The organism is Phenylobacterium sp., assembly GCF_030693805.1.
GTDB lineage: Bacteria > Pseudomonadota > Alphaproteobacteria > Caulobacterales > Caulobacteraceae > Phenylobacterium.
In genome coordinates, this window is the sequence record NZ_JAUXZW010000246.1 from 1 (window position 1) to 14,251 (window position 14,251).

Consider the following 14,251-nt stretch of genomic DNA (forward strand, 5'->3'; position numbering starts at 1 on the left):
CACCTTCGCCGTTCTGGCGTTAGTCGCAGGACTTCTGGGCTTCGGCGGCCTGGCGGGCATGGCGGCGACGATCGCCAAGGTGCTCTTTGTGGTCTTCCTCGTGCTGCTGGTCGCCAGCTTCGTGGTGCGAGCGATCCGCGGTCAGTCCGTACTCTGACGTGAAACCTAGCGCTGAAACGAAAACGGCGGCCGATGAGGCCGCCGTTTCTTCATGCCCTAAGGTCTTATCGTCCGCCGTTCTGGGTCGGCGGCGCCGGCGGCGGCGCGTCGAACGCCTTGGCGTCGACGGGCTGGCGCGCATTGTTGGGCTCAGTGTTGGCGAGGTCGCCGGAACGCCACGTCCAGGCGCCGAACAGCGCCAGGGCCGCGAGCACGGTCGAGATCAGCAGCACCCAGAACACATGCCGGCCGAACCGGCCTTGCCTCGCACGCGTGGCGCCCAGGACGGGGCGCGCAGTGGACGTCGGCTCGGTCGCCATGGACAAATCTCCTCACTCGGACAGGAAGTAACTGGGGCTTGCGGCGGTGACCGCGTCGTGTGGCTTGGAGGCGAGACCGACCGCGGCGCTGGCCACGGCCAGGACCGCGACACCCACGACCACATAACGCCGCCGTCGCGCCAGCTTCTGCCGACGAGTCGGAAGCTGGAACAGCGTGAGCACCGGATGCGTGGAATTGAGGTCGTTGATCACACTACGCCCTCCCTGTCGCCGACGGTCACAGCTCCGCCTTGCAGGGGTAACGTGCAGTCACGTCGGAGCGTTCCGTCGCCCTGCAACCTTCGCTAGGCGAGCAACCGAAAAAATTCGCCTAGGCCGGGAACATCATCGCAGCGCGTGTGTTTATCGAGTGCGGAGGCGGCGACGCCCCCCCCGACTTGAGGCTGGCGACAGCCAGTCTGCCGTCTCCGCACCCCTATTCTCGATGATGCTCACTAAAAGGCGGGTCCCACTTGGACCCGCCTTTTTCTTGCGCGTGGTCACGACGTTACGATGGGTCAGGGCAGGGCGCGCAGGCGCAGCACGACATTGACCCGGCGGCGCAGCGGTTGGGCGTCACCGGAGGCTGTGACGGCTCCATCCTGGCCTGCGGCGGCGAGTGCGAATTCAGCCGCAGGGAGGCCGGCGTCGGCCAAAGCCGCCGTCACCGACTGGGCTCGTCGCTTGGAAAGGTCGAGATTGGCCTCCGGCGCGCCGACCGAGTCGGCGAGGCCCAGCACCTCGACCTTGTCGACGGCGCATCCTGCGGCGACCGTCGCGGCCTGTGAGACGATCGCCTTGCCTTCGGGCGTCACCTCCGCCGAATCCGGTTCGAAATAGATCTCCAGGGTCTGATCGACGCAGCGCGGTGTCTGTTTCACCAGCCGCACTTCCTTGGTCGCACAGCCCGCGAGGCCGATCGCCAACGCTAGGGTCGCCGCGCCCGTCCAATGCACTTGGCTCATCCGTTCCGGCTCCCGATCCGATCGATCCCGATTACGCATGACAAAAGGCGGCCGGGCTGGCCCGGCCGCCGTTCGTCCCGTCAGGTTCGCAATCCTCAGCGCGGGCTGCCGTCTTCCCAATAGTAACGGCCGCTGCCCGAGTCGTAATAATAATAACGGCCCGCGCGCTCGTCGTAATATTGCCGGCGATTGGGCGCGGTCGCACCGCAGCCGCCGTCTTCGCGACAGCCCTTCACGGCGCCCGCGGCGCCGCCCACGGCGGCCCCGATCGCGGCGCCCGTGCCGGCGTCGCCGCCACCCACGTTGTTGCCGATCACCGCGCCGGCGATGGCGCCGATCGCGGCGCCGCCTGCGGCGTTGCGCTCGACGTTGCCGGTGGACGTGCACGCGCTCATCAGCATCGCGGCTCCGGCCAGGGCTATCCAGGTCTTAGACATAGGTCGGCGCTCCTTGAAACATGCGTCCCTGCGCGGCCTAACGTGGCCGAGCCTTGTGAGGTTCCGCCGCCACCGTGGCGACAGCGTGGCTGGAACCGGCCCCTTCGCCCGCCGTTGAGCTTAAGCACCATCCCTGTTGAGGAGACGCTTCCATGCTTTCGCGACGTACCGACCATGAACTGGTCGGCGAGGCCTTTGGCGCCGGACCGGAAGCCGAGGACGTTCGCGCGGCCTACGAGCGTGGGCGACGGGACGAACGCGCCGGACGTCGCCGTCATCCGGTGATGATGGCGCTGACGATCATCGCGGCCCTGGTGGGGGCGGGCGTGCTTTTCGTTGCCGCCAAGGAGGGCAGTTTCGCGCGCGGCGGCGTGGTGGTCGACCAGAACCTGTCGGACGCCGCCGATCGTGCCGAGCCGGTCGTGCGGGACGCCGCGGGCGACGCGGGACGCGCCCTCAAAGGCGCAGGCGAGACCGTGCGCGAGAAAGCCGCCGACGCCGTCAAGTGATCGACGAACGCGCTCGCCGCTTGACCGGCGCTCCGGCGCACGGGAAGCCATGGGCGTGACGCTTCGCCTGGCCCATCTCTCCGACATCCACTTCGGCGGCGAGAATAAGCCCGCCGTCGCCGCCGCCGGCGAGATGCTGCGCGGCGGCGGCTTCAACCTCATCGTCGTGACCGGCGACCTGACGCAGTTCGCTGAGGCGCCTGAGTTGGAGGCTGCGGCGCATTGGCTGGCGACGCTGCCGGAGCCGCGCTTGGTGACGCCCGGCAATCACGACGCGCCCTATTTGAATTGGCTGGAGCGGATCTTCCGTCCCTTCGCCCGCTACGAGCGGCTGATCGGACCCGCGCGCACCCAGCAACATCTGTCGCCGGGCCTCGCCGTGTTCGGCGTCAACACCGCGCGCGGCGCCCAACCGCGCTTGAACTGGTCGAAGGGGCAGATATCCCGTAGCCAGGTCGAGGAGGCCGCCGCGTGGCTGCAGACGACGGACGGCGACGCCGTGCGCATCCTCGCCTGTCACCACCCGCTGACCGAGATGATCGGAGGCCCGATGACGGCGCGCGTGTGGGGCGGCGACAAGGCGGCGGAAGCCTTCACCGAGGCGAAGGTCGACTTGGTGTTGTCGGGCCACATCCATGCGCCCTTCGCCTGGCCCTACGCCTTCGGCGACAAGAAGACCTACGCGGTGGGAGCCGGCACCCTGTCGGTGCGAGAGCGGGGGGTGCCGCCCGGCTTCAACGTCATCGAAATCGAGGATGAGGCCATTCGCGTCATCGCCCAGGGCTGGACGGGATCGCATTTCGAGCCGCAGCGGACCTGGTCGCTGGACCGGCGCGCCTGAGCCGCCGGACGCCCGAGCGCCCGGCGGACATCAGTCCGACTATCTTAGGCCGCGACCTCGCACTAGGTGCATGACGGCCGAGACCAGGAACAGCACGATGAAGACATAGAATAGTATCTGGGCCACACCCATCGCGCTGCCAGCGATCGAAGTGAAGCCAAGCAGACCGGCGATCAAGGCGACCACCAGAAACGTCAGCGCCCAACCAAGCATCGGGGTTCTCCTGTGCGTACGTGAGCCGGTGCACGGCCACGCTTGATACAGAGTCAACGCTGCTTAACGAGCCGCGTTCCTCGATCAACGCACAGAAAGATTCAGGACTTCGGGGCCGACTTGCCGGCCAGGAAGGCGGTGACGGCGGCGGTAACCAGCTTGGGATTGCGGAACGCCACCAGACCCACCGCGAGCGCGGCGCCGATGGCGATCACCGGGCGTGCGCGCGCGAAATCGATCGCCCGGGCGCTGAGGCCGTCGCTCTCCTTGAGCGGCGATGGCGCAGGCTTGTGCAACATCAGCAAGGCGCCCAGCAACGCCAGCAGGGCGGCGAGCGCAGCGACGATCGCCGCCGCGCCCGCCGGGACCAGGTAAGTCGCCAGCAGCGCATACAACGCGAACGCCGCGGCGATCACGGCGACTCCCGCAGCGGCGGCGATCGCTGACGCCGCCGCGAGGGTCGATAGCGCTCTCTTGAGGATCAACGGTTGCGGCCGGCCGCGAGCAACAGGCCAACCAGGACGCCGATGCCGAGCGCCGCGCCGGTGGCGGCGAGCGGGCGTTCCTTCACGCGCTCGACGACGTAGCGTTGGGCTTCATCGAGTTGCTGGCCGGCGGTGTCGGCATAGGCGCGGGACTGGGCGCGCAGTTGCTCGACGCCTTCCTGGACGACGCGCTCGAAGCGTTTGCTGGCCTCGGCGATGCTGCGTTGCGCATCGGCGGCAAGCGCGCTGGCGGTGTCCGACGCATTGCGGGCGGCGGCTTTGGCGTCCTCGGCGAAATCGACGGGGCTCGCGGACATGGCTGTTCTCCAAGCAGAAGGACGCCCCGCGCCAGGAAGGTGGGAGCGCACCCAGAACGTAGGATATCTAAGCGGGTTCCGCATCCCATGGCAAAGGTTGGGGCCAAAGTTTGCGACTCGGCCCATTGCACGGTTCCTGTCGCCTGAGCAGGCCGCTCAGCCTATGTTCGCGCCATGGACAGCAGCGTTGATCCCTTTAGCTGGAACCGACAGCGCCTGGAGCAGGCGCTGCAGGCCGCTGGCCTGGGCGCGTTCGAGTGGGATATCGCCGGCGACCGGCTGATCATCAGCCCGCGGATGGGCGACATCACCGGCCTCGCGCCCGGCGAGGGGCCGGCGCTGGGCGGCGCGGCGCTGCTGCAGGGCGCGCATCTCGAGGACCGTGAGGGTGTCGAAGCCGCGACCCAGGCCCAACTCCTGCTGGGCGCCCGTTACGAGGTCGACTTCCGCACTCCGCCTGATCCGTCCGGCCAGATCGCCTGGGTCCGGCTGGTGGGCGACCTCGCTCGGGGGCCGGACGGCGCGCCCGCCAGTCTGGTCGGCGTCGGCCAGGACGTCACCCGCGAGAAGCGCGAGGAGGAACAGCGGCTGATCCTGATGGCCGAGCTCGACCATCGGGTGAAGAACGTGCTGGCCGCCGTCCAGGCGCTGGCGCAGCAGACCGCCAAAGGCACCACGTCGCTCGACAGCTTCCTGCAGACCTTCTCCGGACGGTTGAAGGCGATGGGTTCGGCCAATGAACTGCTCACCGCAGCCCGCTGGCGCGGCGCGGCCATCGATCATCTGGCGGCGGCGGAGCTCGGGCCGCTCGCGCCCTCGCAGACGCGCTGGGAAGGCCCAGAGCTGTTCCTGACGCCGCGCGCCGCCAACGCCCTGTCGCTGGCGCTGCACGAACTCGCCGCCAATGCGGTGAAGTTCGGCGCACTCTCCACCGACATCGGCAGAGTGGACCTGCGCTGGAGCAAGGCCCGCGACGGCGGCTTCGAGCTGACCTGGACCGAGACCGGCGGCCCACGCGTGTCAGCGCCCACCCACCGCGGTTTCGGCTCGACCCTGCTGAGCCAAGTCACCGGCCGTGAGCTGAACGGCGACACCACCGTCGAATATCGCCCGTCCGGCGTCACCGCGCGGCTGCGCGCCGGGCCGGCGGCGATCGTCGATCGACCGGACACCGTTCCCGACGCGCCCGCGTCCCGGCCGCTGGAATCCGACCACGGCGGCGGCGCGGTCGACCTGCGCGGCGCCCGCGTGCTGATCGTCGAGGACGCCGTTCTGCTGGCGCTCGAGTTGGAAACGGGCCTGGCCGAGGCTGGGGCGACGATCGTCGGACCCGCCTACGAGCTCGAGGAGGCTCTGGCCCTGCTGGACCAGCCGATCGACGTCGCGGTCCTGGACGCCAATCTGAATGGTCGATCGGTCACCCCGGTGGCCGAGGCCCTGGTGGCGCGCGGCACGCCGTTCGTGTTCGCCACCGGCTATGGCGACACCGGCGGCGGCCCACAGGGTTTCGACGCACCGATCATCCGCAAGCCGTACGACGTGACCCAGGTCGCCGCTGCGGTCGCGGAGCTGCTCCGCAAGTCCTGAGCCTTTGCGCCGAGGCGCACGCCGCGTTACCCCTTGGGGATGGACGCCTACATCTTTCCGCCGCCGCCGATCACCGCCGTGCCGGTGCTGGGCGAATCCTCGACCTTTCCCGTCCGCCGGGTGATCTGCGTCGGGCGCAACTACGCCGCCCATGTGCGCGAGATGGGGGCCGACGAACGCGACCCGCCGTTCTTCTTCGCCAAGCCGGCGGACGCGGTGGTGTCCGCCGATGCGGTGGCCTATCCGCAGGCGACCTCGGACCTGCATCACGAGATCGAGCTGGTCGCGGCGCTGTCGGGCGGCGGGGTCGACCTGACGCCCGGCCAGGCGCTGGACCTGGTCTACGGCTACGCGGTCGGCGTCGATCTCACCCGCCGCGACCTGCAGAACGAGGCCAAGGCCCAGGCGAGGCCGTGGGACAGCTCCAAGGGCTTTGACGCTTCGGGGCCGATCTCGTGGATCCGGCCCTGGATGGGGCCGCCGCCGCAGGGGCGCATCAGCCTTTCCGTGAACGGCGAGGTGCGCCAGGACGGTCGGGTCGCCGACATGATCTGGAATGTCGCCGAAGTGATCGCCGAGGCCTCGCGCCTGTGGCGGCTGGAACCCGGCGACCTGATCTTCACCGGCACGCCGGAAGGCGTCGGCCCCGTCTCGCGCGGCGACCGGGTGTCGGGCGAGGTCGAAGGCGTCGGCGCGCTGGCGTTCACCTTGATCTGACTGCTGCACTGCAGCAACGGGGTTGCGGCGCGCGCCGGCTGGACGTATGGCGCGGGACGATGCTCAAGCACCTCCTCGAAAACAACCGCGCCTGGTCGCAGCGCAAGATCGCCGGCGACCCCAGCTATTTCGCCCGCCTGGTCGGCCAGCAGGCGCCCGAGTACCTGTGGATCGGCTGCTCCGACAGCCGCGTGCCAGCCAACGAGATCGTCGACCTGGATCCGGGCGAGCTGTTCGTCCACCGCAACGTCGCCAATCTCGCGCCGCCACAGGACGCCAACTACCTGTCGGTGCTGCAGTTCGCCGTCGACGTCATCAAGGTGAAGCACATCATGGTCGTCGGCCACTACGGCTGCGGCGGCGTGGCGGCGGCCGTCGACGGCCAGCGCCGCGGCCTGGTCGATCACTGGCTGCACCCGATCCGCGAGGTGCACCACGAACACCGCCACGAGCTGGAGGCGATCGGCGACGACACCGAACGGCTGAACCGGCTGTGCGAGCTGAACGTCATCCGCCAAGTGCGCAACGTCGCCTCCGACGTGTTCGTCCAAGACGCCTGGGCGCGAGGCCAGGAGCTGACCGTCCATGGCTGGGTCTATTCGCTGAGCACCGGACTGGTGAACGATCTCGACGTCAGCGTCGCCGACCCCGCGGAACTGTCGCGGCTGGAGTAAGGCCTCAGCCCTTGATCCGCACCCGCGCGCGGGCCTCGCGTCCGTCGGGATCGACCACCATCAGCCGATAGAACCCCGGCCCGGCCGGACGCCACAGCACGCGCCCGCTGGTCGGGTCGGACGACAGCGGACGGCCGTCCACGAACCAGGCGAGGTCCGATCCGCTGGCCGCCAGCGCGAGACCACGCGAACCGGGCCCGAACCCCGCCACCTGCACCGTCGCGCCGTCAGGCGGGAAGATCAGCTTCGGCCCCTGCGCCGGCTCCTCCAGGCGCGCCAGCGACGTTGGGGCCGAGGGGGGCGCGATCGGCCGAGGCGCGGCGGGCGGCGCATCGATCAGGTCCGCGGCCTCGAACAGCATCGGCAGGGCGGCGTCGCGCCCGGTGAGCCCGCCGCGTGCGCCGCCATCGGCGCGCCCCGTCCAGACCACCACCGCGTAGCGGCCGATTACACCGGCCGCCAGGGCGTCGCGGAATCCGTACGAGGTGCCGGTCTTGAACGCCATCAGCGGTCGCCCCCGGGCCAGCGCCGTGGGGCTGGCTCCGGCCGGCGGCGGGGTCTCGCGCAGGATGTCCAGCACCTGGGCGGCGGCCTCGGCGCGCACCAGCCTGCGGCCGCCTTCGTGACGGCGGCGGTCGGCGTCGACCTGCGTCCACGCCAACGGCTTGGCGAGCCCGCCGTCGCCCAAGGCCGCATAGAGCACCGCGAGATCGCGCAAGCTGACGCCCACGCCGCCCAGCGCCAGCGCCAGGCCAGCGTCGCGGGTCGCCAGCTTCGGACGCACCAGCTTGACGCCGGCGGCGGTCATCCGCCCTTCGAACGCGGCGGGCCCCAGCCGTTCCAGCGTCTCCACCGCCGGCATGTTCAACGAGTGGGTCAGCGCCTCGCGCACCGTCACCTTGTCGTGGAAGACGCGGTCGAAGTTCTCCGGCTGATAGTCGGCGAAGCGCCGCGGCGCATCGTCCATGCGGGTGTCGGGCGCGGCCAGGCCGTCGTCGAAGGCGAAGGCGTAGATGAACGGCTTCAGCGCCGAGCCGGGCGACCGATAGGCCCGCGTAATGTCGATCCAGCCGCCGGGGCGGTCCAGCCCGCCGGAACCGACCGCGGCGCGCACCGCGCGGCCGTCGATCTCCACCACGAGGATGGCCGCGGTCGCCTCCGGACCCTGGGCGCGCGCGGTGGAGGCGGCCAGCGTCTCCAGCCGCGCCTGCAACGCCGGGTCGATGGTCGAGACCACAGAGGCCTGAGACGCGCGGGCCTGGCGCGCCAGTTCGCCGGCGGCGTGCCAGGCCAGCGCCGGAAACGGGCTGCGCCTGGGCAGGTGCTCGTCCTGCGCCTCGGCCGCGGCGCTCTCGGTGATGCGGCGCGCACGGATCATCTTGTCGAGCACCCGGCCGCGGGCGGCGCGGGCGGCGTCGGGGCGGCGGTCCGGACGCCGCGCCTCCGGCGCCTGGGGCAGGGCGATCAGCAGCGCCTGCTCCCCGTCGGTGAGGGTCTCGGGCTCGTGGCCGAAATAGGCCAGGCTGGCGGCGCGCACGCCCTCCAGATTGCCGCCGTAGGGCGCCAGCGTCAGGTAGAGGCTGAGGATCTGCTTCTTCGAAAAGTGCGCCTCGAGTTGAACCGCGCGCCACATCTCGATGAATTTGGCCAGCGGCGTGCGTGGCCTGGGCTCCAGCAGGCGCGCCGTCTGCATGGTCAGCGTCGAGGCGCCTGACACCACGCGCCCGTGGGCGGCGCTGGACGCCGCGGCGCGGACCACGGCGATCGGGTCGACGCCCGGGTGAAGCCAGAAGCGGGCGTCCTCCACGGCGATCAATCGAGCGAGGAAACTCGGATCGGTGCGCGCCAGATCGGCGCGGATGCGCCAGCGGCCGTTCTCCACCGGCAGGGCGCGCAGCCAGCCGCCGTGCCGGTCAAGCACCACGGGCGACGAGCGTTCGCCGCGCGCCAGGCTCGGCGGGAACGCCGTGTCGGCGGCGAACAGCAGGCCCTGCGCCGCCATCACGCCGAGCAGGCCTCGCGTCAGTGCGCGCGCTCCGCGCATGCGCCTAGAGCCCCGGCGCGATCGCCGTGCGGCCGGCTTCGGTGCGCGCGTTGAAGCTCGGACGATACATGTCACGGGCCTGGGCGCCCGGCAGCAGGAAGTCGCCCGGCGTCACCGCCCGCGCCACATAGGCGAAGGCGAAGCTGGATTTGCCCGCCAGGTCCATGGCCGCCACATACCGGTCGTCCCGCGATTCCTGCACGTCGGCCCCTGACAGCTCGCCCAGGAACTTGAAAGGCCCGCTCTGCGCGTCGTCGGCGCCGAGGACGGTCTCGATCTCGAAGCCGGCGGGCAGGGGATCGTCGACCACCAGGGCGGAGGAGCGCGCCTGGGTCGAGCGGCCGGCGATCAGCACGATCACCCGCTCACCCTGGCGCAGCGACGCCGGATCGGCGGGCGAGCCGTCGAGGCGCAGCAGGCGCTTGGACAGCGACAGGCCGTTGGCCTCGGCTGCAGGTGGCGCGATCGGCGTGCCGGCGACGGTCACCGTACGCCAAAGGGCGCCGGCGCCGGCGTTGACGAACCGCGCGTCGGCCAGCTTGCCCACCGACCAGCGTGGCGCGCCGCCCGCGGCGCTGAGCGGATTGGCGCCCTGGGCCTCGATGCGGATGCGTCCGGCCGCCTTGAGCATGGCGTTCGCGGCCTGCAGCAGGCGGGCCTGTTCCTGGGTGTTCAGCGCGTCAGGGTCCTTCACCGCGCCGTCGAGGCGACCCTGGAGGCTGCGGGCGAGTTCCGGCTCGCCGGCTTCGTAGGAGAGGCTGATCACCGCGGCCAGGTCGCGCAGGGGGCTCTGGTACCAGTCGCTGTCCTCGCGGTAGCCGAGGGAACGGGCCGCCTGGCGCAGGGCCGAACGGGCCCGCGCCTTGTCGCCCATCATGGCGAGACCCGCACCCACCTGCGCCTTGGCGATCGGTGAATCCTCGGTCTTCATCTGCACGTCGTGCCACCAGCGCAACCGCGCGAGGTCGCCGCGTCCCGCCTTGGCCAGCACGTAGAGGGCGTAGGCCGAGGCGCGGGAGCGCATCGCCGCCGTCGCCTTGCGCGAGGCCTCGGGCGATCCGGCCCACCACTCCGGATACTCCAGGCGGTAGGAGACGGACGAGAAGCCCTCCGGGCGCGAGATCTGGCGCATGGCGGCGAGCGCGCGATCGAGGGCGGCCTGCGGCACCGGCGCGCCGGCGCGTTTCGCCTCGACCAGGAAGTCGGTGGCGTAGGCTCCGAGCCAACCGTCCGCCTCGCCGTCGCCGACCCGCCACAGACCGAAGGCGCCGTCGAGGGTTTGGCGGTCGAGCAGCTTGCCCACCGCGGCGTTCAGGCCGTTCGAAGCGCGCAGCACCTTCGGATCGTTGGCCGTCTGACCCGCGTAGAGCAGCGGGTAGGCGCCCGACACGAGCTGTTCGGTGCAACCATATGGATAGCGGTTCAGCGCATTGGCTAGCGGCGCGGGGTCGAAACCGCGGAACGGCGAGTAGCTGACCTGTAGCGTCGCATCGCCCGCCGCGAGGCCCGCCAGCAGCGCCGAGGCCGGGGTGAACGCCTCGCCGGGTTTCTGCAGGGCGTAGGTGATGCGGGTGACCGGACTCCAGCCCAGTCGGGTCTGGATCGGGTAGTCGCGCGCCGAACTGAAGCCCGGACCCGTGACCTTGAAGCCGACCTCGCCGATCCCGGCCCGGTTGGGCGCGTTGAACGGGATCCGCTCGGCGATCCGCTGGCCGAGCGCCAGCTGGAAGGCCTTGCGGAACGGAGCGAGGACGCCGCCCTTCGAGGTCATCTCGGCGACATAGGCGCCGACACGGCCTTCGAGGTTGTGCAGCTCCAGGGTCGCGAAGGCGCGGTCCCCGGGCGCAAGGAAGCGCGGCAGGGCGAGGTCGCTGACCACGGCCTCACGCACGGTCAGCGGTTTGGAGGCGCCGCCGACGGCCTCGTCGGTCCAGGCCACCGCCATCAGCCGCAGCTCGCCGTTGAAGTCGGCCGCCGGCAGGCGGATCACCGCCTTGCCGTCGCGGCCGGTCTCCACCAGCCCCGACCACATGGCCACGGTGCGGATCGGGGTGACGGTCAGGCCCTCGCCGCCGATCTCGTCGGCCCCGAAGTTCACGTTGGCGGGCGCGCCCAGGTTGGGGTCCAGCAGCCGGCCGTAGTCGTCACGGGAGTCGAGCGTCAGCGCCCGCTTGCCGAAGTACCATTTGACCGGATCAGGGCTCTCGAAGCGGGTGAGCGCGAGGATCCCCTCGTCGACGGCGGCGAGCGTCACTCGGGCGCGGCCGGCGAAGCCTGCGCCCTTGATGGTGATCGGCACCTCCAGGGCCTGTTTGGCGTCGATCTTGGCCGGCGTCCCCAGCTCCACTGTCAGCTTGCGGTTTTTCGGGTCGAGCGGCACGTAGACCAGCCCCAACGCCCGCTTCGGCTTGGGCGAGGCGACCGGATCGCGCGGCTGGATGACGCTGACCAGCACATAGGCGCCGCCGCCCCAGGCGGCGTTGGTCTTCAGGCGCACGGTCGCGCCGTCGGCTCCCACCGTCACGGTCTTGAAGTCGATCAGTTGGTCGGTGGCGACCGCCACCTGGGCCTCACCGGCATAGGGCGGCTTCAGGGTGATCTCGACGGTGTCGCCTTGCGCATAGGTCTTCACGCCGGCGCTGACGCGCACGAAGTCTGGCGCTTCGACGTCCTTGGCGGGCGCGCCCCAGCCGGAGGCGAAGCGCACGATGCTCTTGGCGCCCTGCGCGCTGGTCAGCTCCAGCCGGTAATCGCCCCAGCCAAGGCGCCGCGAGACGCGCGCCGGCTGGGCGGCGCCGACGTTCAGGGTTCCGCGCTGGATCACCACGTCGCGGCTGGTGCGCCGCCACTGCCAACGGCCGTCCTGCTGGAACCAGTCGTAGTCCCAGTTCTCGGCGACCAGCGAATAGGCCACGCCCGACTGGGCGATGCGCCGGCCTGTGCGGTCGGCGGCGATGACGTCGAAACTGACGGTGGGATCGCCGCGGCCCGTGACCTCTCCCTGGTCGACCTTGACGCCCAGATAGACTGGTTGCGTGCGGACCTTCAGCGAGACAGCCTCGCGCACCGGCCGGCCGCCGGGCTCGAACACCGAGGCGGTGAAAGCGGCGATCAGCGGCTGGGTGGTGTCGCTGGCCTCTTCAGAGGACAGGTTCAGCACCGCGCGGCCCTCGGCGTCGGTGACCGTCTCGCCGAGCTCGATGAACTTCTCGGCGAACGGCTCGCGCTGGTCGCCCCACTGGTAGTCCACGAAATGCGGGAACGGGTCGGTGTCGACCTTCAGGCGCGCTTCGCCCTGGGTCTGCAGACCGGCGCCGGGGGCGCCGTAGAGGAAGCGTGCGGCGACCTCGACGGCGCGGATTTCGCCTGCGCCGATCGGCACGGCGTCCTGGCCGGTGACGGTGACGCCAAGGCGTTGGGGGGCGAAGTCCTCGACCGCGAAGGCGAAGCTGCCGACCGGGTTTTCCAGCCCGTCGATCTCCACGCTGACATTCCAGCGGCCGCGCGGCGCGGCCTTGGGCAGGGCGATGTCGGCGGCGGCCGCGCCCAACGGCGTGCGTTCGAAGCGGAAGCGCCTGTACTCCACGCCAGAGGGTCGCTTGACGATGATCGCGCCGGCGCGGTCCTTGACCGCACGCGCCTCGCGGTCGCGCAGCAGGGCGTTCAGGTGGACGGTTTCGCCTGGGCGATAGATGCCGCGGTCGGTGTAGACGAAGCCGTCGACGGCGGTGGCCGCCGCGCGGCCCGGCTCGGCGTCGGTGCGTCCGCCGATTCCCTGTTTCGACAGGTCCACGGGCGCGCGTTCCAGGTCCAACACGGCCAGGTCGCCCTGGGCGCCGTAGGCCATCACCATCTTGGCGTCGCCCGCGCCCTCGCCCTCCAGCAGGGGACGGTCGAAGCGCACACGGCCGACGGAATCGGTCTTGGCCTCGGCGAGGGTCTCGCCGTTGCGCGCCACCAGCGCGACCTTAAGGCCCGGCAGGATCTTCGCGGTCTGCAGGGAGCGGACGACCACGTCCAGCCCTTCGGAGCCGTCGTAGGCGGACAACGCCATGTCGGTGAAGATCACCCAGCGGCGGGCCTGGGCCGGCGGATTGGGATCGTAGCCGTCATCCTCGTCGCCCTCGCCGGCCTTCAGCGAGCGACCGCCCGAGGCGTCGCGCGCCTTGATCACATAGCCGCCGGGCTGCATTTCCTTGAGCACCGCGCCCAGGGGGAAGACGGTGGTGGCGCGCTGACCCGCCTGGCTGGCGACGTCGATCTCGCCCTTCCAGACGCGCCGGCCTTCGCCGTCGGGGCTGTCGTCGCCGTAGTCGCCGGCGTAGTCGCCTTCGCTGGTGGGGTCGGGGGCGCTGATCGACTTGCGCACCAGGTTGCGGTCGGCGACGCGCCAGACTTCGATCGCCAGGCGGCTGACGTTGACGGTCTCGATGCCGATACCGTCCGACTGTTCGCGGGGCAGGATCACGCCTTCGCCGGCGAAGCCCACGAACGGCGGCTTCTCGCCGAAGGTGAAATCGACGTCGGCGTTGGCGGCCAGGGTCTCGCCGCCGCGGCCGGGCAGACCCTTGAGCAGGGTGATGCGGCGATCGGTGAAACCGAGGCCGGCGACGCACAGCTCCGCGCCCTTCACCGAGACCGCCGGCTGGGCGCCCAGGTCGGGAGAGACCAGCACGAAGTCGGCGTAGGGCTTGGCGGGGTCCAGCGGACGGGTGAGTTCGACGCAGGCCAGCGGCTGGGCCTGGGCGGTGTCGATGCGCGAGCGCCACACCGCAAAGCCTTCGGGCTTGGGCACGCCGCGACGGGCGGCCTTGGCGCCGCGGGGCTTGCCGAACAGCGACCAGCCGGAGACGCCGGCCTCGGCGCCTGCGGGCGCTTTGGCGAACAGGTCGCCGTCGGCGACCTTGGCGGTGAGGAATCCGCCGCCGAACGCCGCCAACACCACGCCGGCGGCGGCCAGGCCGGCGCCGCGCGCGCCCAGCC

General features: G+C 70.9%; 15 protein-coding genes. 6 read left to right on the forward strand and 9 right to left on the reverse strand.

The window, feature by feature from the left end:
• The coding region (locus Q8M88_RS09440; protein WP_371132662.1) for a DUF1328 family protein at nucleotides 1–157 on the forward strand (157 nt) is incomplete at its 5' end.
• 67 nt (nucleotides 158–224) lie between these two features.
• Here the strand turns inward: Q8M88_RS09440 and Q8M88_RS09445 are convergent.
• The 4 genes from Q8M88_RS09445 to Q8M88_RS09460 all read right to left on the reverse strand — a co-directional run bounded on the left by Q8M88_RS09445 (nucleotide 225) and on the right by Q8M88_RS09460 (nucleotide 1,881).
• The gene (locus Q8M88_RS09445) at nucleotides 225–479 is read right to left on the reverse strand and encodes a hypothetical protein (RefSeq protein ID WP_305596711.1); all 255 of its coding nucleotides are present in this window, start codon (nucleotides 477–479) and stop codon (nucleotides 225–227) included.
• A gap of 12 nt (nucleotides 480–491) precedes the next feature.
• Nucleotides 492–692 (reverse strand): hypothetical protein, encoded by a 201-nt coding sequence (locus Q8M88_RS09450; RefSeq protein WP_305596713.1) that lies wholly within the window; start codon nucleotides 690–692, stop codon nucleotides 492–494.
• Between the two features lie 305 nt (nucleotides 693–997).
• On the reverse strand, nucleotides 998–1,444 hold the full coding sequence (locus Q8M88_RS09455; protein ID WP_305596715.1) for an OmpA family protein: 447 nt from the start codon (nucleotides 1,442–1,444) through the stop codon (nucleotides 998–1,000).
• Nucleotides 1,445–1,539: 95 nt separating this feature from the next.
• Nucleotides 1,540–1,881 carry a YMGG-like glycine zipper-containing protein gene (locus tag Q8M88_RS09460; RefSeq protein WP_305596717.1) on the reverse strand — a complete coding sequence of 114 codons (342 nt, stop codon included), beginning with the start codon at nucleotides 1,879–1,881 and terminating at the stop codon, nucleotides 1,540–1,542.
• Nucleotides 1,882–2,033: 152 nt separating this feature from the next.
• Between Q8M88_RS09460 and Q8M88_RS09465 the strand changes: the two genes are divergently transcribed.
• Both Q8M88_RS09465 and Q8M88_RS09470 read left to right on the forward strand, forming a co-directional pair.
• Nucleotides 2,034–2,390 (forward strand): hypothetical protein, encoded by a 357-nt coding sequence (locus Q8M88_RS09465; RefSeq protein ID WP_305596719.1) that lies wholly within the window; start codon nucleotides 2,034–2,036, stop codon nucleotides 2,388–2,390.
• A gap of 49 nt (nucleotides 2,391–2,439) precedes the next feature.
• Nucleotides 2,440–3,231, forward strand: a complete 792-nt coding sequence (locus Q8M88_RS09470; RefSeq protein ID WP_305596721.1) for a metallophosphoesterase — start codon at nucleotides 2,440–2,442, stop codon at nucleotides 3,229–3,231.
• A 39-nt stretch (nucleotides 3,232–3,270) separates the two neighbouring features.
• Here the strand turns inward: Q8M88_RS09470 and Q8M88_RS09475 are convergent, their stop codons facing one another.
• From Q8M88_RS09475 to Q8M88_RS09485, 3 genes are all read right to left on the reverse strand, one after another.
• Nucleotides 3,271–3,444, reverse strand: coding sequence for a DUF1328 domain-containing protein (locus Q8M88_RS09475; protein ID WP_305596723.1), 174 nt, complete (start codon nucleotides 3,442–3,444; stop codon nucleotides 3,271–3,273).
• A 101-nt stretch (nucleotides 3,445–3,545) separates the two neighbouring features.
• Complete coding sequence (locus Q8M88_RS09480; RefSeq protein WP_305596725.1) at nucleotides 3,546–3,929, reverse strand: hypothetical protein; 384 nt, start codon at nucleotides 3,927–3,929, stop codon at nucleotides 3,546–3,548.
• Complete coding sequence (locus Q8M88_RS09485) at nucleotides 3,926–4,246, reverse strand: hypothetical protein (protein WP_305596727.1); 321 nt, start codon at nucleotides 4,244–4,246, stop codon at nucleotides 3,926–3,928. The genes Q8M88_RS09480 and Q8M88_RS09485 overlap by 4 nt, the downstream gene beginning before the upstream one ends.
• A 174-nt stretch (nucleotides 4,247–4,420) precedes the next feature.
• Between Q8M88_RS09485 and Q8M88_RS09490 the strand changes: the two genes are divergently transcribed.
• From Q8M88_RS09490 to Q8M88_RS09500, 3 genes are read left to right on the forward strand one after another with little or no spacing between them, the layout of a single operon-like run.
• On the forward strand, nucleotides 4,421–5,833 hold the full coding sequence (locus tag Q8M88_RS09490) for an HWE histidine kinase domain-containing protein (protein ID WP_305596729.1): 1,413 nt from the start codon (nucleotides 4,421–4,423) through the stop codon (nucleotides 5,831–5,833).
• A 39-nt stretch (nucleotides 5,834–5,872) separates the two neighbouring features.
• Entirely contained in the window at nucleotides 5,873–6,550 is a 678-nt protein-coding gene (locus tag Q8M88_RS09495; protein ID WP_305596731.1) for a fumarylacetoacetate hydrolase family protein, read from the forward strand.
• A gap of 59 nt (nucleotides 6,551–6,609) precedes the next feature.
• The gene (locus Q8M88_RS09500; RefSeq protein ID WP_305596733.1) at nucleotides 6,610–7,224 is read left to right on the forward strand and encodes a carbonic anhydrase; all 615 of its coding nucleotides are present in this window, start codon (nucleotides 6,610–6,612) and stop codon (nucleotides 7,222–7,224) included.
• A gap of 4 nt (nucleotides 7,225–7,228) precedes the next feature.
• Here Q8M88_RS09500 and pbpC read toward each other — a convergent pair whose 3' ends face one another.
• Nucleotides 7,229–9,268, reverse strand: coding sequence for a penicillin-binding protein 1C (gene pbpC / locus Q8M88_RS09505; RefSeq protein ID WP_305596735.1), 2,040 nt, complete (start codon nucleotides 9,266–9,268; stop codon nucleotides 7,229–7,231).
• A gap of 4 nt (nucleotides 9,269–9,272) precedes the next feature.
• The gene (locus Q8M88_RS09510; RefSeq protein WP_305596737.1) at nucleotides 9,273–14,249 is read right to left on the reverse strand and encodes an alpha-2-macroglobulin; all 4,977 of its coding nucleotides are present in this window, start codon (nucleotides 14,247–14,249) and stop codon (nucleotides 9,273–9,275) included.
• Between the last annotated feature and the right edge of the window lie 2 nt (nucleotides 14,250–14,251).